The organism is Streptomyces krungchingensis, assembly GCF_054729265.1.
Map to the genome: position 1 here is coordinate 6614209 of NZ_JBPUKY010000001.1, position 18067 is coordinate 6632275.

Annotated in this window: 16 protein-coding genes; 7 read left to right on the forward strand and 9 right to left on the reverse strand. The window is 71.9% G+C overall.

Features of this window, described 5'->3' with window-relative positions; translation table 11 throughout:
* Window positions 1-6: 6 nt before the first annotated feature.
* The 6 genes from ACSYGO_RS29180 to ACSYGO_RS29205 form a co-directional block, all read right to left on the reverse strand.
* Window positions 7-615: a hypothetical protein gene (locus tag ACSYGO_RS29180; protein WP_460388214.1), complete on the reverse strand. Its 609-nt coding sequence runs from the start codon at window positions 613-615 to the stop codon at window positions 7-9.
* The gene (locus tag ACSYGO_RS29185) at window positions 602-2137 is read right to left on the reverse strand and encodes a substrate-binding and vWA domain-containing protein (RefSeq protein WP_432188514.1); all 1536 of its coding nucleotides are present in this window, start codon (window positions 2135-2137) and stop codon (window positions 602-604) included. Before ACSYGO_RS29185 ends, ACSYGO_RS29180 begins: the two co-directional genes overlap by 14 nt.
* Window positions 2134-3309 (reverse strand): toxic anion resistance protein, encoded by a 1176-nt coding sequence (locus ACSYGO_RS29190; protein ID WP_432173808.1) that lies wholly within the window; start codon window positions 3307-3309, stop codon window positions 2134-2136. Before ACSYGO_RS29190 ends, ACSYGO_RS29185 begins: the two co-directional genes overlap by 4 nt.
* 13 nt (window positions 3310-3322) lie before the next feature.
* On the reverse strand, window positions 3323-4402 hold the full coding sequence (locus ACSYGO_RS29195) for a hypothetical protein (protein ID WP_432173809.1): 1080 nt from the start codon (window positions 4400-4402) through the stop codon (window positions 3323-3325).
* A gap of 314 nt (window positions 4403-4716) precedes the next feature.
* A complete protein-coding gene (locus tag ACSYGO_RS29200; RefSeq protein ID WP_460388217.1) occupies window positions 4717-5139 on the reverse strand; it encodes an SCO4983 family protein in 423 nt (140 codons plus the stop codon).
* 103 nt (window positions 5140-5242) lie between these two features.
* Window positions 5243-6454: a pyridoxal phosphate-dependent aminotransferase gene (locus ACSYGO_RS29205; RefSeq protein ID WP_426677239.1), complete on the reverse strand. Its 1212-nt coding sequence runs from the start codon at window positions 6452-6454 to the stop codon at window positions 5243-5245.
* A gap of 126 nt (window positions 6455-6580) precedes the next feature.
* Between ACSYGO_RS29205 and ACSYGO_RS29210 the strand changes: the two genes are divergently transcribed.
* Window positions 6581-7348: a hypothetical protein gene (locus ACSYGO_RS29210; protein WP_460388219.1), complete on the forward strand. Its 768-nt coding sequence runs from the start codon at window positions 6581-6583 to the stop codon at window positions 7346-7348.
* Window positions 7349-7503: 155 nt separating this feature from the next.
* Window positions 7504-8397, forward strand: a complete 894-nt coding sequence (locus ACSYGO_RS29215) for a S1 family peptidase (RefSeq protein ID WP_460388221.1) — start codon at window positions 7504-7506, stop codon at window positions 8395-8397.
* 18 nt (window positions 8398-8415) lie between these two features.
* On the opposite strand, the gene ACSYGO_RS29220 is transcribed toward ACSYGO_RS29215, so the two are convergent.
* Complete coding sequence (locus ACSYGO_RS29220) at window positions 8416-10044, reverse strand: N-acyl-D-amino-acid deacylase family protein (RefSeq protein ID WP_435222313.1); 1629 nt, start codon at window positions 10042-10044, stop codon at window positions 8416-8418.
* Window positions 10045-10053: 9 nt separating this feature from the next.
* Window positions 10054-11331, reverse strand: coding sequence for an amino acid deaminase (locus ACSYGO_RS29225; RefSeq protein WP_460388223.1), 1278 nt, complete (start codon window positions 11329-11331; stop codon window positions 10054-10056).
* Window positions 11332-11664: 333 nt separating this feature from the next.
* Here ACSYGO_RS29225 and ACSYGO_RS29230 point away from each other — a divergent pair, with 333 nt between their 5' ends.
* From ACSYGO_RS29230 to ACSYGO_RS29250, 5 genes are all read left to right on the forward strand, one after another.
* On the forward strand, window positions 11665-12882 hold the full coding sequence (locus tag ACSYGO_RS29230; RefSeq protein WP_432173841.1) for a sugar kinase: 1218 nt from the start codon (window positions 11665-11667) through the stop codon (window positions 12880-12882).
* A complete protein-coding gene (locus ACSYGO_RS29235) occupies window positions 12879-13658 on the forward strand; it encodes an IclR family transcriptional regulator (RefSeq protein WP_028803056.1) in 780 nt (259 codons plus the stop codon). The genes ACSYGO_RS29230 and ACSYGO_RS29235 overlap by 4 nt, the downstream gene beginning before the upstream one ends.
* On the forward strand, window positions 13655-14065 hold the full coding sequence (locus ACSYGO_RS29240; RefSeq protein WP_095936347.1) for a RidA family protein: 411 nt from the start codon (window positions 13655-13657) through the stop codon (window positions 14063-14065). Before ACSYGO_RS29235 ends, ACSYGO_RS29240 begins: the two co-directional genes overlap by 4 nt.
* 132 nt (window positions 14066-14197) lie before the next feature.
* Complete coding sequence (locus tag ACSYGO_RS29245) at window positions 14198-15715, forward strand: GntP family permease (RefSeq protein ID WP_460388225.1); 1518 nt, start codon at window positions 14198-14200, stop codon at window positions 15713-15715.
* A gap of 64 nt (window positions 15716-15779) precedes the next feature.
* The gene (locus ACSYGO_RS29250; RefSeq protein ID WP_432173814.1) at window positions 15780-16475 is read left to right on the forward strand and encodes a hypothetical protein; all 696 of its coding nucleotides are present in this window, start codon (window positions 15780-15782) and stop codon (window positions 16473-16475) included.
* Between the two features lie 24 nt (window positions 16476-16499).
* Here the strand turns inward: ACSYGO_RS29250 and ACSYGO_RS29255 are convergent, their stop codons facing one another.
* Window positions 16500-17864, reverse strand: a complete 1365-nt coding sequence (locus ACSYGO_RS29255; RefSeq protein WP_432188519.1) for a M14 family metallopeptidase — start codon at window positions 17862-17864, stop codon at window positions 16500-16502.
* Window positions 17865-18067 lie beyond the last annotated feature (203 nt).

Genomic DNA, 18067 nt, shown 5'->3' on the forward strand with positions numbered 1-18067 from the left:
CGGACGTCACTGCGCGCGGCCCCGGTCCTCCAGATAGCGCGTGTGCGACTCCTGCCGGCGTGCCTCGACCTCCCGCAGCGTCGTCGCGAGCCGGTCCGACTCCTCGTGCAGCAGGGTGAGCTGGCGCTCCAGATGGCGTTCCGGCGGTTCGGTGCCGGGTGCCAGCCGGGTCCACCACCTCGTCCGTACGAACGTGTCGACGGCCTCGGGGATGTCCTGCCGTACCGCCCGGGACAGCATGTGCACGCCCTCCGGGTCCTGGGCGAGGACCTCGGCGACCCAGCCGGGATCCAGCAGCGCCGCGAGGAGTTCGGTCAGCTCGGTGAGCCGGCCCGCCGCGGCCGGCGGCAGCTCGACGCCGTCCAGATACGCGCGCAGCTTCTCGAAGTCCCCGCGCAGTTCCTCCAGTTGGGCGGAGGGATCGGGGAAGTCCGGCAGGGCGGGGCGCTCGGGCGGGGCGATCAGCGCGCCCGCGCCGTACAGGCCCGCGACGACGAAGGGCCAGTAGGGGCCCGCGAGTCCGGTGAAGGTCAGCGCCAGGCCGAGGAGCCCGCACGCACTGCCGGCGAGGTTCTTACGGGATTCGAGGTGGCGGACGAGCCTACTGGTAGCCACGGATCTCCTCGAAGGCGCCGTCGAGCGAGCCCTTGCGGGCGTCGAAGAGACGGCCGCCCGTCAGGTCGGCGATGTGCTGGAGCTCGCTCCGGTCGGAGTCGCCGAACAGGATGGGGAAGACCGGGATCTCGCGTTGCCCCGCGGGGAGCCGGCCGTAGAAGCCGTCGAACTCCCGGGGGCCCGCGCCCGTCGTGTTCTCGCCGTCCGTCATCAGCACGATCGACGTGAACGTGTCGTCGCCGGACCCGAGATGTCCGTACGCCTTCTCCAGCGACGTGTAGATCGCGGTGTCGCCGTCGGCGGTGAGCGCGCGGGTGTCCTCGCGGATGCCGTCGAGCCCGGTCTCCGGGTCCTCGGGCCGCACCACGTGCGTGCGGACGCTCTTGACCTTCGAGCCGAACGGCATCAGCGTCACCTCCTCGCGGTCGCGGAAGTCGCCCGTCAGATCGGTCAGCGCCTTCTTCAGCCGGCCGAGCCGGTCGCCGCCCATCGAGCCGGAGGTGTCGAGGACATAGACGGTCCGCGACGGCCGGCGGAGCTTGTTCTCGTACGAGTCGAGGAGGCGGTCGGCGACGGAACGGCTCCCGGGGAAGGGGAGTTCGCGCCGCCTGCTCGTGCCGAGCCCGGGCGCCGGGGGCACCGAGGCGACGACCGGGCGGCGGTGCGTCCGCCGGGTGATCTCCCGCTGGACGGCCGGGGTGCGCAGGGCCTCGGCGAGGCGGCGCACGGTCTCGCGGGTGTCCGCCGAGCCGGTGGCGAGCGAGGAGAGGGGGTAGTCGGCGGTGACCACGCCGTCGCGCGGCCGGATCACCGTGAGCCCCTTCACCCCCTCCAGCACCGACTCGTAGTTGAACAGCGCGTCCACGGTGCCGCGCCGCCGGTACGCGGTGGCCAGCCAGCCCGAGGACCCCGATGTCAGCTTCTGTCCCGCGAAGAACTCCCGCAGCCGCGGGGTCGCCTTCCGCACGTCCGCGTCCGTGAGGGCCGACTGCGCGCCGGACAGGCCCGAGGCCACCGAGATCAGCGTGGAGAAACCGGAGTTGGAGCGTGCGGGGTCGGTCATCCCGTACGTCAGCTTCCCGTCCGCCACGGCCTTCTCGACCTGGGACCAGGTGACGTCGTCCGGATTCCAGCCCAGCTCGGTCACGGTGGCCGGCTTCACCCCGATGGCCACCGGGCTCGACATGACGGGCGTCTCCGAGACCACCCGGCGCGCCGCGTCCGGACGCAGCCGCAGATAGTCGTTCGACGACAGCCACAGCGCGTCGTACGACCGGTCCGCCCCGCCCTTCGCCAGCAGGTCGACGGCGGCGAGCGTGCCCATGTAGGTCGGCTTCACCGTGATGCCGGTGTCCTCGTGGATCCGGTCGAGGACCGGCTTCATGTCCGCGAGTTCGCTGGAGGCGAGGACCCGCAGGGTGCCGGGCCCGGGCGCTCCGCCGCCGGACTTCTCGTCCCCGGGTGCCGTGCACGCCGCGACCGCGAGGAGGGCCACGACGGCGCACGCCGCGCGTCGTCTCATCCGAGTCCGCCTTCCAGCGCGCCCTGCGACCGGCTGCGCTCCAGATAGGCGCCCGCGTGTTGGAGCTCGGCCGTCAGGGACTCGACCGTCGCGGCCATCGACTCCGTCGCCTGGACCTTGTACGTGTCGATCGCGTCGAGCGTGCGGTAGATCTGCTGGAAGGCGCTGCGCAGGGTCTCCGCGCCGACGGCGGGGTCGGCGGCGATCCGCTGGATCTCGCCGCTCTGGGTGGCGAGCATCTCGGCGTTGCCGCGGATGAGGTCCTCGGTGGTGCCGCGCAGGGCGTTGACCTGGTCGACGACCTTGCGCTGGTTGTCCAGGGCGGAGGCCAGCATCACGGAGATGCGCAGGGCGGAGACCGTGGTGGTGGCCGCGCGGTCGACGCCCTTGATCAACTCGTCGTTGTTGCGCCGCACCACGTCCATGGCGAGGTAGCCCTGGGCGCACACGGCGAGCTGGGTGAGCAGGTCCTGGTGCTTCTGGCGCACCGGGAACAGCACGTCGGAGCGCAGGCTGTCGGCCTGCGCCGGGTCCGTGGACCCGACGCCCTCGATGTGCTCCTCGACGGCCGTGTCCAGGGCCTGGGTGAGGACGACGTACTCCTGGAGCTTGCCCATCGTCTCCCACAGGCGGACCCGTTCGGTCTGCAACGCGGCGTTGTCCCGGCGCAGTTCGTCCTGGCCGCCGCGCAGCGAGCCGACGATCTTGTTCAGGGTGCCCTGCGCGGAGGCGTACTTGGCGACGTGGTCGCGCAGCCTGTTGCCGCCGGGGAGCCGGGAGAGGAACTTCCTCCCCTTGCTCGCGGGCAGGTCCCGCGGGTCCAGGTCCTCGACCACGCGCCGGAGTTCGACGAGGGACCCCGCGACATGGGACTGGGCGTCCTCGCCCTTGCCGGGCAGGCTGCGCAGCGTGCGCTCCAGCATGCGGTTGGACTGTGCGGCGGCGCCCCGCATCTCCCCGGCACCCAGACCCGTGATCTCGCCGACCTTTCCGGCGAATTCGGGGGAGCGGGCGTCGAGGCCGGCGAGTCCGCCGACGTACTCGGCGGCGCGGCGCGCCATCTCGTCCCGCACGGACGGTTCGACGGGGACGAGCCCGCCGGCCTTCTCGCGGGGCACGGCCGACACGGCCTCCGGCGGCGTGAGGGTGAACTCGTTGTCTGTGCTGGTCACTTGGTGCTTCCCCCTAGTTCCCGGCCCGGCGCGCCATCTCGTGCAGCACCTTGGAGGCGGGCACGGGCGCCTGCCGGACGCCGGTCAGCTTCTGATTGAGGTACGAGGTGCGGCCCGCGGTCGCCGCGGTGAACTCGGCGGTCGCGCCCTGCGGCCGGAACCCGTGCCGGACGGCGAGCCCGCGCAGCGTCGGGTCGGTGCTGAGGAGTTCGCCGAGCGCGCGGCCGGCATCGGTGAGCGGGACCACCGTGTGGTCGCTGTTGGCCGTGGTGTCCGGGTACAGGACGGTGAGGTCGCCCGCCTCCCGCCCGCCGTCCTCGCCGAGCAGCGCGGCGACCTGGGACTCGTAGACGAGGACGAGCGGATTGCCCGCGCCGCTGATGAAGTCCCGGAACGCCGCGTCCGTGCTGGACTGCTGGGCGCCCTGCACACTGATGAGCTTGCGCATCAGGGGCGCGGTGCGCTCGACGTCGGCGGTGGAGGCCGCGACGCGTCCCTTGTCGGCCACGTAGGAGGCGGCGGCGAGGTAGAGGGCACCGGAGTTGGAGGTGGCCGGGTCGGTGGTGGCGATGTAGAGCGTGCCGGTCAGTTCACCGTGTGCCGCGGCGCCCTTGAGCTGCTGCCAGGTCCGGTCGTGCCGGGCGGCGTCGAGATAGGCCCCCATTTTGAGGGTGCCGGTGTTCCTGTCGAGGGTGGCGAGCCCGTTGGCGGCCAGGACCTGTGCCGCGCTGCGGTGCGCCACGACGACGACCGGCGAGTAGAAGGGCCTCGGCAGCGGCTGCCGTGCGTGGTACTTGCCGGCGAGCTCGTCGGCCGGTGCCTGGCTGGACGGAAACGCGAAGTCGTACCCCTTGAGGTCGAGCCCTTCCATGGCCCATGACCCGGACGTCTCCGTCTTCACGGTGTAGCCCTTGGCGGCCAGGGCCTTCACCACGTCGGGATCGGCGAAGAACTCCGCCTTCTCCGATCCGATCACTCCTCGCACGGTCTTCGTTGCCGTGCCCTTGTCCTGACCTTCGCGGCCTGCGACGACGGCTGCTGCCACTCCGCCGATCAACAGCACCGCCAGGACGATTCCTGCGATACGTCTCACGCCTGGAGCGTGCGCCTCGGAACCCAACGTTCCCGGTCTCGGCGGGTGAACAGGGGGTGACCACCGGGTCCCGGTACGCAACCGGAGGGGGCGCCTCCTGGCGGCGCGCACGGCGCACCCCACCACCCTGTCTCAGCCGTTCGGGTGCGAGGGGGTGGATCCGCTGCCGTGCCTGGGTGTTCCTCCTGCTCGGCGTCGTGCCGGGCTGCGGCGACCGGGCGATCCGGACCGCGAGGTGCGGGTCATATGGCGCCCGGTCCGCGCGTCGCTGCGGGTGCACGCGGACCGGGGCCGTCGAGGGGGAGCCCGGAGGCTCAGTGGGGCGCGAGCTCGCGGGGCTCGGCGACCGGGGCATGGGCGTCCATGCGCTCGGCGGCGAGGATCGCCGCCGCGGTGTCGGCGCGGGACGCCGCGACGACGAGGGCGCGGCCGGCGAGCGCGTGCGCCCGCTGATGGAGCGCCACCAGGTGCGGCTCGTGCAGGGCCGTGGCCACCGCGGCACGCACCGGTGTCGCCCCGCCCCGCAGCCGCGCCACCTGCGCGGTGAGCCGCTCGGCGGCCGCGTCCAGGTCGGCGGAGGGCGCGAGAGCCCGGATCTCGTCCGTGACCGCGAGCAGCGCCGCGAGGTGACCGGCGAGCTGGATGTCCAGCTCCTCCTCGCGCGACCGGTGGGGGAAGTCCGAGGAAGTGGTGCCGGCCATCGTGTGGACCGACTTGGTGCGGATCGGTTCGTACATGGGATGGCCTCCTGTGCTCTGACAGGAAGCCATCCTAGCTTGGATTTCGTCTAAAGTTGAGTCGAGTCGCAGATTTGTGCACGGCGCGCACACAGCGTGAGCGTCAGGGCTGGGTGTAGCCGTCCAGGAACTTCCCGATCCGCGTCACCGCGTCCGTCAGATCGGCGACCGTCGGCAGGGTGACCACCCGGAAGTGGTCCGCCTCGGGCCAGTTGAAGCCCGTCCCCTGCACGACCATGATCTTCTCGCGGCGCAGCAGGTCGAGGACCATCTGCCGGTCGTCCTTGATCTTGAAGACCTTGGGGTCCAGGCGCGGGAAGAGATACAACGCCCCCTTCGGCTTGACGCACGTCACGCCCGGGATCTGGGTCAGCAGCTCGTAGGCGACGTCCCGCTGCTCCTTCAGCCGGCCGCCGGGCAGCACCAGGTCGTTGATCGTCTGCCGTCCGCTCAGCGCGGCCACCACCCCGTGCTGGCCCGGCATGTTCGCGCACAGGCGCATGTTCGCGAGGATCGTCAGCCCCTCGATGTACGACTCGGCGTGCGCGCGCGGCCCCGAGACCGACATCCAGCCCACCCGGTAGCCCGCCACCCGGTACGCCTTCGACATGCCGTTGAAGGTGAGGGTGAGCAGGTCGGGGGCCACCGCCGCCGTCGCCGTGTGCGTCACGTCGTCGTAGAGGATCTTGTCGTAGATCTCGTCGGAGCAGACCAGCAGGTTGTGCCGCCGGGCGATGTCGGTGAGCCCCCGGATCATCGCCTCGTCGTAGACCGCGCCGGTCGGGTTGTTCGGGTTGATGATGACGATCGCCTTGGTGCGGTCGGTGACCTTCCGCTCGATGTCGGCGAGGTCGGGCATCCAGTCGGACTGCTCGTCGCAGTGGTAGTGCACCGCCGTACCGCCGGACAGGGAGACGGCCGCCGTCCACAGCGGGTAGTCCGGGGCGGGCACCAGGACCTCGTCGCCGTCGTCCAGCAGGGCCTGCATCGCCATCACGATCAGCTCGGAGACGCCGTTGCCGACGAAGACGTGCTCGACGTCCGTCTCGATGCCCAGCGTCTGGTTGTGCATGACGACGGCCCGGCGCGCGGCGAGCAGGCCCTTGGCGTCGCCGTACCCGTGCGCGGAGGAGACGTTGCGGAGGATGTCCTCCAGGATCTCCGGCGGGCACTCGAACCCGAAGGCGGCCGGGTTGCCCGTGTTGAGCTTGAGGATGCGGTGACCGGCTGCTTCCAGCCGCATCGCCTCCTCAAGAACCGGACCCCGGATCTCGTAGCAGACGTTGGCGAGCTTCGTGGACTGGATCACCTGCATGCCCGTGAGCTTACGGCCGCGTAACGCATGGTGGGGGGTGTTTTCCACCACGTGAGACGTGCCGGTTCCGTCGCTTTCGTCCCCGCACTGGGCCCGGACCCCTTGGGGTCTCTACAATCCGCCCTCATGTCCTGGCAGCCCGGCGATCCCGAGATCCCGCCGAAGGTGTACCTCCCGCAGAGCGACGGCGAGGCCTCCCCGGCCTATGACACGTACGCCGATCCGGCCGAGGCGCACGGCTGGCAGGAGGGATACGACGGCGTCGGCGACACGGCCGCCGGCGAGGGATACGAGGGCGTCGGCCACACAGCCGCCGGTGAGGCGGCCGTCGGCGGGCGACCGGCCGCAGCGGTCGGTGACACCGCACAGGAGCGGGACGCCGCGCAGGGCCCGGCCGCCGACGAACCCGCACAGCCGTGGGACGCCGCGTGGAACCCGGCCGCCGGCGACGCGGCGGGCCGCCGCGACCGGCTGCGCCGCCGCCGTCGCACCCGGCTGGTCCGCCGGCTCGCCGTGGGCGCCGGAGCCGTGTGCGTCGTCGTCCTCGGCGCGGCGCTCTCGGGAGCCTTCGACTCGGCACCGTCCGGGGGCCCCGCGCCCGCGGGACGCAGCGGGGACGACGGCGCCGGTGACGACTCCGAGGTCCCGGTCGTGCCGTCCGCGGGCGGGGAGGGCGGCGGCACGGACGGCGCGACCGCGAGCGGACCGCCCGGCGGGTCAGCTTCCGCGACCCGGGACGCCACGCCTTCCGCCACAGCGACGGCCTCGTCGTCCGGCGCCCCGAAGACCACCGCGTCCCCGAGTCCCACGGTGACCGGAGCGTCCCCGTCGGCCCCCGGCAACTCCAACGGCCACCCCGGCCGCGGCCAGGGCGCCACCAAGCGGCCCAAGTAGCCCTGTGGGGCCCGCCGGCGCATTCCCGGAAGTCGAAACGAGGCCGGAAACAACTCCTTGTCCCCTCACCCCTTGCGCCTCACAATGCGCATGACAAAACAGAAGGGTGACCGGAAAACCTTCGGTCGCCCCAAGTCGCAAGAGGGGACCCCCACATGAGAAAGCCTCTCGTCGCCGCGCTCTTCGCCCTGGTGATCGCCGGGGCGGGTGCGGCACCCGCGGTCGCGGCACCCGCACCCGACCGCGCCGCGCAATCACCGGTCCAGGAGCGGACGTCGGCCGGGAAGGCGTCGCCCGACCGGGCGCCCGCCGTGCAGGCCGTGGACTTCGCCGGCACCGTCTCGCTCAGCAACTGCTCCGGCTCGGTCGTCCGGATGCCCGGCTCCGAGGACGACGACCCCGCGCTCGTGCTCTCCAACGGCCACTGCCTTGAGACCGGTTTCCCGGAGCCCGGCGAGGTCATCGTCGACCAGGCCTCCAGCCGCTCGTTCGGCCTGCTCAACTCCGCGGGCACCAGGGTCGCGACGCTGCGCGCCAGCAAGGTCGCGTACTCCACGATGACCGACACGGACGTCACGATCTACCAGCTCACCCGCACCTACGCGCAGATCAAGAGCTCGTACGGCATCAGCGCCCTGACGCTGAGCGACACGCACCCGGTCGCCGGCACGGCCATCAAGGTCGTCTCCGGCTACTGGAAGCGCATCTACAGCTGCAACATCGACGGGTTCGTGTACCGCCTCAAGGAGGGCGACTGGACCTGGAAGGACTCGGTCCGCTACACCTCCGCCTGCAACACCATCGGGGGCACGTCCGGTTCACCCGTCGTCGACAACTCCACCGGCAAGGTCGTCGCCGTCAACAACACCGGCAACGAGGACGGCGGGCGCTGCACCGTCAACAACCCCTGTGAGGTCGACGCCAACGGCACCGTGACGGTTCGCCAGGGCATCAACTACGCCGAGGAGACCTACCAGATCGTCCCGTGCTTCGGGCTCGACAACAAGCTCGACCTGAGCCGCTCCGGCTGCACCCTGCCCAAGCCGTAACCGCTGCGCGGCGGGTGGTCATCCGGTCGGCTCGCGGCGGACCGCCCGCCCCGCCAGCACATCCGTCCTGCGCCCGTCCTCGATCACGAAACGGCCGTCGACGAGGACGTACGGGATACCGGTCGGCAGCGTGCGCGGGGCCTCGAAGGTGGAACCCGCCGCGACCGTGGCCGGGTCGAACAGGACCAGGTCGGCGCGGTTGCCCTCGCGGACGATCCCACGGTCGGGCAGCCGCAGCCGGGCGGCCGGGCGGCCGGTGAGGTGGGCGACGCACTCCTCCAGCGACAGCACGCCCAACTCCCTTACGTACCGGCCCAGGTAGTGCGGGAAGGTGCCGTACGCGCGCGGGTGCGGCTTGTCGCCCCGCAGGATGCCGTCCGAGCCGCCCGTGTGCACGGGGTGGCGCATGATCGCCCGGACGTTCTCCTCGTGGCCGACGTGCTGGAGGATCGTCGGTCCGAGCCGGTCCTCGACCAGCAGACGGCGGGCGGTGCGCCAGGGACTCTCGCCGCGTTCGTCCGCGGACTGCCGCACCGTGCGGCCGACATAGGGGGCGAGACCGGGGTCGCTCACGCCGGAGATCTCGATGGTGTCCCACTCGATGGGGACGCCGTGGCAGCCGTCCGCGCCGACGACCTCCATGTGGTGCCGGATCCGCTCGGCGGTCGCGTCGTCCCGCAGCCGGGCGAGGATCGCCTCCGGGCCGCCCTCGCTCGCCCAGCTGGGCAGCATCGCCACGAGCGTGGTGCAGCCCGGCGTGTAGGGATAGGTGTCCAGGGTGATGTCCGCGCCGCCTGCCAGCGCCTCGTCCAGCAGGGCCAGCAGGTGCGGGGCCCGCCCCTTGTTCACGCCGAAGTTCATGGTGGCGTGGGCGAGGTGCAGCGGGCAGCCGGCCTCGCGGGTGAGGGCGACCATCTCCTCGTACGCCTCCAGGGCGCCCGCCCCGTAGGAGCGGTGGTGCGGGCAGTAGTAGCCGCCGTGCGCGGCCACCACCCGGCACAGTTCCGTCAGTTCGGAGTCCTTGGCGTACATCCCGGGTGTGTACGTCAGCCCGGACGACATGCCGACGGCGCCCTCCCGCAGGCCGTCGGCCACCAGCCGGCGCATCCGGTCCAGCTCCGCGGGCGTCGCCTCGCGGTCCTCCCAGCCGACCGCCAGCATGCGCACGGTGCCCTGCGGGATCAGGTACGCGGCGTTGACCGCGATGCCCTCGCCGTCGAAACCGTGGTCGAGCCGGTCCAGGTACTCGCCGACCGACCGCCAGGTGAAGTCGATGTCGTCGCCGTGGCCGTTCCAGCCGGTGATCGCCCTGCGGACCTCGGCGAGCGTGCGGTCGTCCACCGGCGCGTACGACAGGCCGTCCTGGCCGATGACCTCCAGGGTCACCCCCTGCGCGGCCTTCGCGCTGTGGTCCGGGTCGCGCAGCAGCGCCAGGTCGCTGTGCGCGTGCATGTCGATGAAACCGGGGGCGAGGACCAGGCCCTCGGCGTCCAGTTCCCGGGACGCGGTGGGGCGCTGGCAGCCCGCCGCCGCGGCCTCCTTGACGATCGAGACGATCCGGCCGCCGTCGACGACCACGTCGGCGCGGTACGAGGGCGCACCGGTGCCGTCGACGACGTCGGCGTCACGGATGACGAGATCCAGCACGGCGGCCTCCTAGAAGAACGTGCGGACGTAGTCGACGACCGTGCCGTCCTGCTCCACCACGGGAATCAGCTCCCACTTGTCGAAGGACGTGCAGGGGTGGGACAGGCCCATGCCGAGCCAGTCGCCGACCCGCAGCTCCGCGCCCGGGGCGGTGCGCAGCCACGCGTGCTGGTCGGAGAGCCCGGTCACCTCGACGCCGCTCGCCGGGTGCTCGACGCCGTCACGCCGCACCACCTGCGCCTCGGGCAGATCCAGGTCGTACGCCGCGTCCCGCTTGCCCGCGTTGGCGAAGGCCTGGTCGGCGCTGGGCCGGGAGACCACCTGGGCCCACAGCCGGAAGGCGGGGTGCAGCGCGCCCTCCTCCGGGACGCGGGTGAAGGGGGTCAGCTTGCGGTAGTGGCCGTCGTCGTGGGAGACGTACGCGCCGGAGCGCAGCAGCTTCAGGACCGGCCGGGAGAGCGCGGGGATCTCCGCGAAGACGTCGGCGACCGCGTCGAACCAGGCGCTGCCGCCCGCGCTGACGACGATCTCCTCCAGACCCGCGAACCGGCCCGCCTTGTCGAAGTCCGCCGCCAGCGCGGTGAGCCGGCGCAGCCAGGCGTGCACACGCTCCTGGTCCGCCTGCGGCACCTCGCCCTCGTACCCCGCCACGCCCACCAGCCGCAGCGTCGTCGTCGCGGCCACCGCGTCGGCGACCGCCGCGCACTCGGCCTCCGTGCGGACGCCGGTGCGGGCGCCCTCGCCCGCGGCGAGCTCCACGACCACGTCCACGGGGCGGGCGGTGCCGGCCAGCGCCGCGTCCATCAGCTCCACACCGCGCACGGAGTCCACGTAACAGATGAAGCGGAAGTCCTCGTCCCGGGCGAGCTCGGCGGCGATCCAGCGCAGCGCCGCGTGGTCGACGAGCTCGTTCGCCAGGAAGATCCGGTCGATCCCGAACCGCCGTGCCACACGCACCTGGTGGGGGACCGCCAGCGTGATGCCCCACGCGCCGTGCTCGATCTGCTGCCAGAACAGCTGCGGGGCCATCGACGTCTTGCCGTGCGGCGCGAAGGCGAGGCCGTGCCGGGTGGCGTACGTCTCCATCAGGGCCAGGTTGTGCTGGAGCCGCTCGGCGGAGAGCGCGAGGACCGGGGTGGTGAAGCCGTCCGTGAACAGGTTGCGGCGCTGGGCGGCGAGCTCGCCGACGGTCAGTCCGTCGGCGTCCGGCGGGAGGCCCTTGAAGCGGTGGTCGACACGGTCCGCCGTGAGAGCGGCGAGCTGTGCTGCGGCGGTGTCGGCGCCCATGGGGCCTCCTTGATGAGGTGTGCTGCCCGCGCTCCGCTGATGCGTTGCGCAATGTGCAACGGTCATTGCGTATGTCGCTTACTGCTGTCTAACATCCCAGCCGACGCAGGGTCAACGGTGCCGTTGGCCGCGAGGCCCTGCCGTCGCCCCCCGCCGCCCGCCCGAAGGGAGGAGGGGAGCGCGACGGCAGGCCCTGGAGTGTCCACCATGCCGTGCCCGCGAGACCAAGGAGCCTCAGCCATCGTGACCACCGACGGACCCGTTGACACCGCGCCCCACGAGGCCGCCGCCGGCTTCGGCGACCTCGTCGACGTGGTCGCGCTCGGCGAGTCCATGGTCACCTTCCTGCCCTCCCGGCCGGGCCGCCTCGCCGACGTCCCGTCCTTCGAGCGGGGCATCGGGGGCGCCGAGTCCAACGTGGCGTGTGTGCTCGCCTGTGCCGGGCACACCGCGCGCTGGGTCGGCCGGGTCGGCGCGGACGGGTTCGGCGACCACCTCGTGGAGACCATCGCCGCGTACGGCGTCGACACCTCCGCGGTGCGCCGCGACCCCGAGCGCCCGACCGGCATCTACTTCCGCACCGCGGGCGACCGGGCGACCGACGCCCACGAAGTCGCCTACTACCGGGCCGGGTCCGCCGCCTCCGCGATGGCCGCCGACACCCTGGACCTGGACGCCGTCCGTGCCGGCCGCGTGCTGCACCTGTCCGGCATCACCGCCGCGCTGTCCGAGGACTGCCTCGGCCTGATGCGCGAACTCACCGCGCGCCGGCCCGGCCGTCCGCTCGTCTCCTTCGACGTCAACCACCGCCCCGGACTGTGGCGCGACGCCGCGGGCCCGCGGGTCCTGCTCGACCTGGCCCGCGGCGCCGACATCGTCTTCGTCGGCGAGGACGAGGCGCGGGACGCCTGGGGACTGCACGGGGCGCGCGCCGTCCGCGACGCCCTGCCCGAGCCCGGCGTCCTGGTCGTCAAGCAGGGCGAGGCGGGGGCGACGGTGTTCGAGAAGACCGCCACCGACCGGAGCGAGGCGCTCGCCGGAGCCGGTGGAGACGCCGGGCCCGAAGGGGTCGAAGGGGAAGGCCTCGGAGGCCGGGGCGAGCGGCCCGGTCCCGCCGGCCGGGGTGAAGCGCGCGTCGGCGTCGGTGGGACCGACGAAGGGGACGCCCCCGGCGGCCGGGGGCAGGGCGTCGCCGCCTCCGAGCGTGGCGACGGCGCAGCCGGCACCGCCACCTTCGTGCCCGCCCTGCGCGTCGACGTCGTCGCCGCCGTCGGCGCCGGGGACGCCTTCGCCGCCGGCTTCCTCTCCGCCACCCTGCGCGGACTGCCCGTCCGCGACCGGCTCCGGCACGGCCACCTCATGGCCGCCGCCGCGCTCACCGTCCCCGGCGACCTCGCCACGCCGCCGTCCCGCGACCACGCCGACCGCCTGGCCGCTCTCGACGACGACGCGTGGGGGAGACTTCGACTCGGCCCCGGCTGGACGAAAGCCATCGGCCACGCCGCCGATCGAACCGTCGATCGGGCCGAGGAGGAGGTACGCACGCCATGAGTCAGACCGTCGACCGCGCGCTCAGCATCCTGCCGCTGCTCGCCGAGGGCCCCGCCGACCTCGGCCAGGTCGCCGACCGGCTCGGCGTGCACAAGTCCACCGCGCTGCGGCTGCTGCGCACCCTGCACGAGCACGGACTCGTCTACCGCCAGTCCGACCAGCGCTACCGCCTCGGCGCCCGCCTCTTCGCCCTCGCCCAGGAGGCCGTGGAGAACCTCGACGTGCGCGAGATCGCCCACCCCCACCTCGTACGCCTCAACGAGCAGTGCGGACACACCGTCCACCTCGCCGTCTACGAGGAGAACGAGGTCCTCTACATCGACAAGGTGGAGAGCCGCTACCCCGTGCGCATGTACTCGCGCATCGGCAAGCCCGTCGCCATCACCGTCGCCGCGGTCGCCAAACTGCTGCTCGCCGACCTCCCCGAGGCCGAGCGGCGCGCTCTCGCCGACAAGCTCGACTACCCCATGTACACGGCCCGTTCGATCCCCAACGCGCCCGCCTTCCTCAAGGAGCTGGCGACGGTGCGCGAACAGGGCTGGGCCACCGACCTCGGTGGCCACGAGGAGTCCATCAACTGCGTCGCCGCCCCCATCCGCGGCGCGGACGGCCGCGTCGCCGCCGCCATGTCGGTGTCCGCGCCCAATGTCGTCGTCACCGCCGACGAACTCCTCACCCTGCTCCCGCTGGTGCGCCGTACCGCCGACGCCATCAGCCGCGACTACTCGGGCAGGACCCCCACGAAGGAAGCCCCCCAAGAAATGAGCACGGAATGACGGACAAGATCGCCCTCACCCCGAAGACGCACACGACCCCGCCCGCGAAGTTCTCGCACGGGGTGAAGAAGGGCAACATCCTCCAGGTCGCCGGCCAGGTCGGCTTCCTGCCCGCCGAGGAGGGCAAGCCCCCGACGCCCGCCGGGCCGACCCTGCGCGAGCAGACCCTCCAGACCCTCGCCAACGTCAAGGCGATCCTCGAGGAGGGCGGCGCGAGCTGGGACGACGCGATGATGATCCGCGTCTACCTCACGGACGTCGGCCACTTCGCCGAGATGAACGAGATCTACAACCAGTACTTCGAGGAGCAGGGCCTCACCGCGCCCCCCGCCGCCCGCACCACGGTCTACGTCGGACTGCCGGCCGGACTCCTCATCGAGATCGACGTGCTCGCCGTCCTCGGCTGACACGCACCCTCGCACCACCCGCACTCCCGCACGCCGTCACGGCGCGGCGCCCCACACCCGTCATCCCCGGGGCGCCGTGCCGCGATTCCCCCTGCCCGAAAGCACCATGCACTTACGAAACAGAGGCCCTCCATGGCGTCCCCCCTGTCCCTCTGGTCCTCGGTGCCGTCGCATCCGCTCGCGGCGCCGGCCCCGGCCACCCCTGAGACACCACCCCACACCGGCGGTCTGCTCCTCCTCGTCGACGGCACCGCCGGGCTGCTCACCGTCGCCGCCCTCGGCATCGCCCTGCTGCTGTTCCTCATCATCAAGGCCAGGCTCCAGCCGTTCGTGGCCCTGCTCGCCGTCTCCATAGCCGTCGGCCTGGCCTCGGGACTGTCGGTCACCGAACTCTTCGGCACGGTCCAGCGGTCGACGGCCGTCTCCGTCATCGAGTCCGGCATGGGCGGCATCCTCGGCCATGTCGCCATCATCATCGGCCTGGGCACCATGCTCGGCGCCATCCTCGAAGTCAGCGGCGGCGCCGAGGTGTTGGCGTCCCGGCTGCTCAATCTGTTCGGCGAGAAGCGCGCACCGCTCGCCATGGGCCTGACCGGCCTGATCTTCGGCATCCCGGTCTTCTTCGACGTGGGCATCTTCGTCCTCGCGCCGATCGTGTACGCCGCCGCCAAGCGCTCCGGCAAGTCCATCCTGCTCTACTGCCTGCCGCTGCTCGCCGGCCTGTCCATGACCCACGCGTTCCTGCCCCCGCACCCCGGCCCGGTGGCCGCGGCCGGTCTGCTGCACGTCCAGCTCGGCTGGGTCATCCTCATGGGCATCGTCTGCGGCGTCCCCGCCGTCCTGGCCGCCTGGGTGTACTCCGCCTGGATCGGCAGGCGCCTGTTCGTCCCCGTGCCGCAGGACATGGTCGAGGCCGCGGCGGAGGCCAAGCAGGCGGTCGTCGAGGAGCAGCGCGCGTCGGGAGTGGCGCCCCAGGAGAAGCCGGTGCCGCTCGGCACGGTCCTCGGCATCATCGGTACGCCGCTGGTGCTGAGCCTCGCGGCCACCTTCTCGTCGATCGCCCTGGACCCGTCCACCGTCCGCTCGGTCATCGAGTTCTTCGGCAGCCCGTTCGTGGCCCTCACGATCGCCCTGCTCCTCGCGTACTACCTGCTCGGCATCCGCCGCGGCTGGTCCCGCAAGTCCCTGGAGACGGTGTCGACCTCGTCCCTGAAGCCGGTCGGCAACATCCTGCTCGTGGTCGGCGCCGGCGGCATCTTCGGAGCCGTTCTGAAGGCGAGCGGTGTCGCCCAGGCGCTCTCCGACACCTTCAACGACGTCGGTCTCCCGGTGATCGTCCTGTCCTATCTGATCTCCGTGGTCCTGCGGGTGGCCCAGGGCTCGGCGACGGTCGCCATCGTCACGACCGCGGGCATCGTGGCCCCGCTGCTGACGGAGGGTCACCACTCCCAGGCCTTCGTCGCCCTGGTCATCATGGCGATCTCGGCGGGCTCCATCTTCGCCTCGCACGTCAACGACGGCGGGTTCTGGATGGTCGCCAAGTACTTCGGCATCAGTGAGCGCGACACGCTGAAGACGTGGACCGTGCTGGAGAGCGTGCTGTCCGTGGCGGGCTTCGCCGTGGCCGCCGCGGTCAGCCTGGTCGTGTAGGCGTCTGATAACGAAGTCGGGGCTGGCTGTGTGCGACACAGGATCGTCGACCATACTGCCCGCTGTGGAGCAGCGCATAGGTTCGAGCAGCCAGCCCCTGGGCGCCGGATTCGACCCGGCCTTCGTCCCCGGACTCACCTCGCCCGCGGCCGCGGAGCCCGAGGACGCGGTGTCCGGCACCGCGGCCGAGGACGCCGCGGCCGACGACGGCACGGTCGGGGAGACCTCGTCGAAGGCGGCGGAGTCCGGTGAGTCCGACGGCGAGGAGACGGCCTCCGACGCGACGGACGACGCGGTCGACGCGGACCGTACGGACGACGAGGAGACCGCGGAGGCCGGCCCCCGGAAGGCGGCGGCCGACACCTCCGCCGAGGACGCGGACGACGAGGCGGAAGGCGACGGGGACGAGGCGGACGCGGAGGACGCGGCCGACCCCGACGGTCCCGTCTTCGAGGCCTCCGACCGCCGCGCCTCGATCACGGCCGACCACCGCGGCGTACGGCTGCGCCTGGACGACCAGGAGGCGGAGTTCCGCTGGGACGAGATCGGGGCCGTCGAGACGGAGTCCCCGCGCTTCGGCAAGCGGTTCACCGTCACCGTCCACACGCCTGACCGCCGCTGGTACCCGATCGAGATCGAGGCGACGGCCAGGTCGCGCTTCAAGGAGTGGGAGTCGCGGCTCGACGAGGTCCTGGACGCCTACTTCGAGGACGGCGAGGACGCCGAGGACTCGAAGGACGCCGAGGGCGACGCCGCGTGACGGACGCGGGGCACCGCGCCCCGGCTAGCTGCAGTACTGGTCGGCCTTCCCGATCGACCGGTACATGCAGTCGGCGTTCTCCAGGAGTTGCAGCACCGCGTCGCGGTTGCGTGCCGTCTCCCGCTCGATGACCTCGTCGGGCGGGTAGAAGCCGCCGCCTCCGGACGCCGGGTACATCTCGAAGGTGTAGCTGAAGATCTTCTGGGTGCCCCACAGGTAGTCGTCGATCGAGCCGTCCGTGATGTAGAGGTCGCTGGACTGCTCGGGCGTGTAGCCGTTGCTGGCGGCCATCTTCTCGCCGACGGTCCTGAAGGCGTTGTAGTCGTCCGCGGTCATCCCGGTCGTGGTGTTCGAGTACGTGTACCCGAACGGCCACAGCACCAGCTCGCTGTACGTGTGGAAGTCGATCCCGGCGGTGATCTGCTGCTTGCCGCCGACGACCCGGCCGCGGACGAAGTCGGCGACGACCTTCACCTCGGGTGCCGACTCGGCGGACGTGCCGCGGTAGGTCTCGGACGACTTCGACCCCGAAGAGCCGCCGCAGCAGCCCCACTTGTAGTTCCAGTTGCGGTTCAGGTCGGTGCCGACGTACGAACTGCCGCTGTTGGGCTGGCGGTTCTTGCGCCACGAGCGGTAGGAGCCGGTCGCGATGTCGTACTCGCCGCCGTCGGGGTTGAGGTCGGGGACGATCCAGATCTCGCGGCTGTTCACCATGGTGGTGACGCGGGAGTCGGAGCCGTAGCCCGCGCCGAGTTCGCGGAGCAGGTACAGCGCCATCTCGACGGTCAGGTGCTCGCGGGCGTGCTGGTGGAAGGTGAAGAGGACCTCGGGCTCGTTCTCGTCGGTGGCCACGTTGTCGCTGACCTTGATGGCGACGATGTCCCGGCCCTGGTAGGACTTGCCGATCACCCGCTTGCTCATGATGTTCGGGTACGCGGCGAGGCGCTGGTCGATCTCCGTGTTCATCTCGGCGTAGTTGTGGTACTTCGAGTCCGCCGACGGGAAGTCGAAGAGCCGGAGGTCACCGGCGCCGCCCGACCGGTCCGGTGCCGAGCCCAGCGGCGAGACGTCGTAGCCGAGCGCGCGCAGTTTCCTGATCTGGTCCGCGCGGCCCGAGACGACGACGGTCTCCTCGTCGGCCTCGTCCACGGTGACACCGGTCTGCTGGATGGCCGTGCGGGTCACCGGTGTGGTGCTCTGATGGATCTCGTACTGGCGGACGTCGTCGGCGGAGGGGGCGTGGGCTCCCGCTCCGCTCGCGGTGGCGTCGGTGACGGAGGCGGTGAGGGGGGCCGCGAGGGCGAAGGCCGCGAGGACGGCGAGGGCGGCGGTGCGCCGACCGCCTCTCCTCGACCCGGTCGCGCCGCTGCCGCGTATGCGAAGTCGCATGAAGTCTCCTTGTGTCTCCAGGAATTCCGGGATCTCCGGAATGTGGGGAGTGGAGCGGGGGGTGGTTCATGGCGACGTGCCTGGTGCGGGTGCGGCGCTCATGGTGCGACCGTGGCATGAGCAGGTCAAGCGATGACAAAGCGGCGATGGCGGGAATCGGCCGAAATTCAGTCCGGTGGCGTACGCGGTCCGCGTCGGGCGCG

Excerpts from the sequence above, each read along its gene's own strand:
- ACSYGO_RS29185 (WP_432188514.1), bottom strand. The coding sequence starts at position 2,137 with ATGAGACGACGCGCGGCGTGCGCCGTCGTGGCCCTCCTCGCGGTCGCG.
- ACSYGO_RS29200 (WP_460388217.1), bottom strand. The coding sequence starts at position 5,139 with ATGTACGAACCGATCCGCACCAAGTCGGTCCACACGATGGCCGGCACC.
- ACSYGO_RS29205 (WP_426677239.1), bottom strand. The coding sequence starts at position 6,454 with ATGCAGGTGATCCAGTCCACGAAGCTCGCCAACGTCTGCTACGAGATC.
- ACSYGO_RS29210 (WP_460388219.1), top strand. The coding sequence starts at position 6,581 with ATGTCCTGGCAGCCCGGCGATCCCGAGATCCCGCCGAAGGTGTACCTC.
- ACSYGO_RS29215 (WP_460388221.1), top strand. The coding sequence starts at position 7,504 with ATGAGAAAGCCTCTCGTCGCCGCGCTCTTCGCCCTGGTGATCGCCGGG.
- ACSYGO_RS29225 (WP_460388223.1), bottom strand. The coding sequence starts at position 11,331 with ATGGGCGCCGACACCGCCGCAGCACAGCTCGCCGCTCTCACGGCGGAC.
- ACSYGO_RS29230 (WP_432173841.1), top strand. The coding sequence starts at position 11,665 with ATGGTCACCTTCCTGCCCTCCCGGCCGGGCCGCCTCGCCGACGTCCCG.
- ACSYGO_RS29235 (WP_028803056.1), top strand. The coding sequence starts at position 12,879 with ATGAGTCAGACCGTCGACCGCGCGCTCAGCATCCTGCCGCTGCTCGCC.
- ACSYGO_RS29240 (WP_095936347.1), top strand. The coding sequence starts at position 13,655 with ATGACGGACAAGATCGCCCTCACCCCGAAGACGCACACGACCCCGCCC.
- ACSYGO_RS29245 (WP_460388225.1), top strand. The coding sequence starts at position 14,198 with ATGGCGTCCCCCCTGTCCCTCTGGTCCTCGGTGCCGTCGCATCCGCTC.
- ACSYGO_RS29255 (WP_432188519.1), bottom strand. The coding sequence starts at position 17,864 with ATGCGACTTCGCATACGCGGCAGCGGCGCGACCGGGTCGAGGAGAGGC.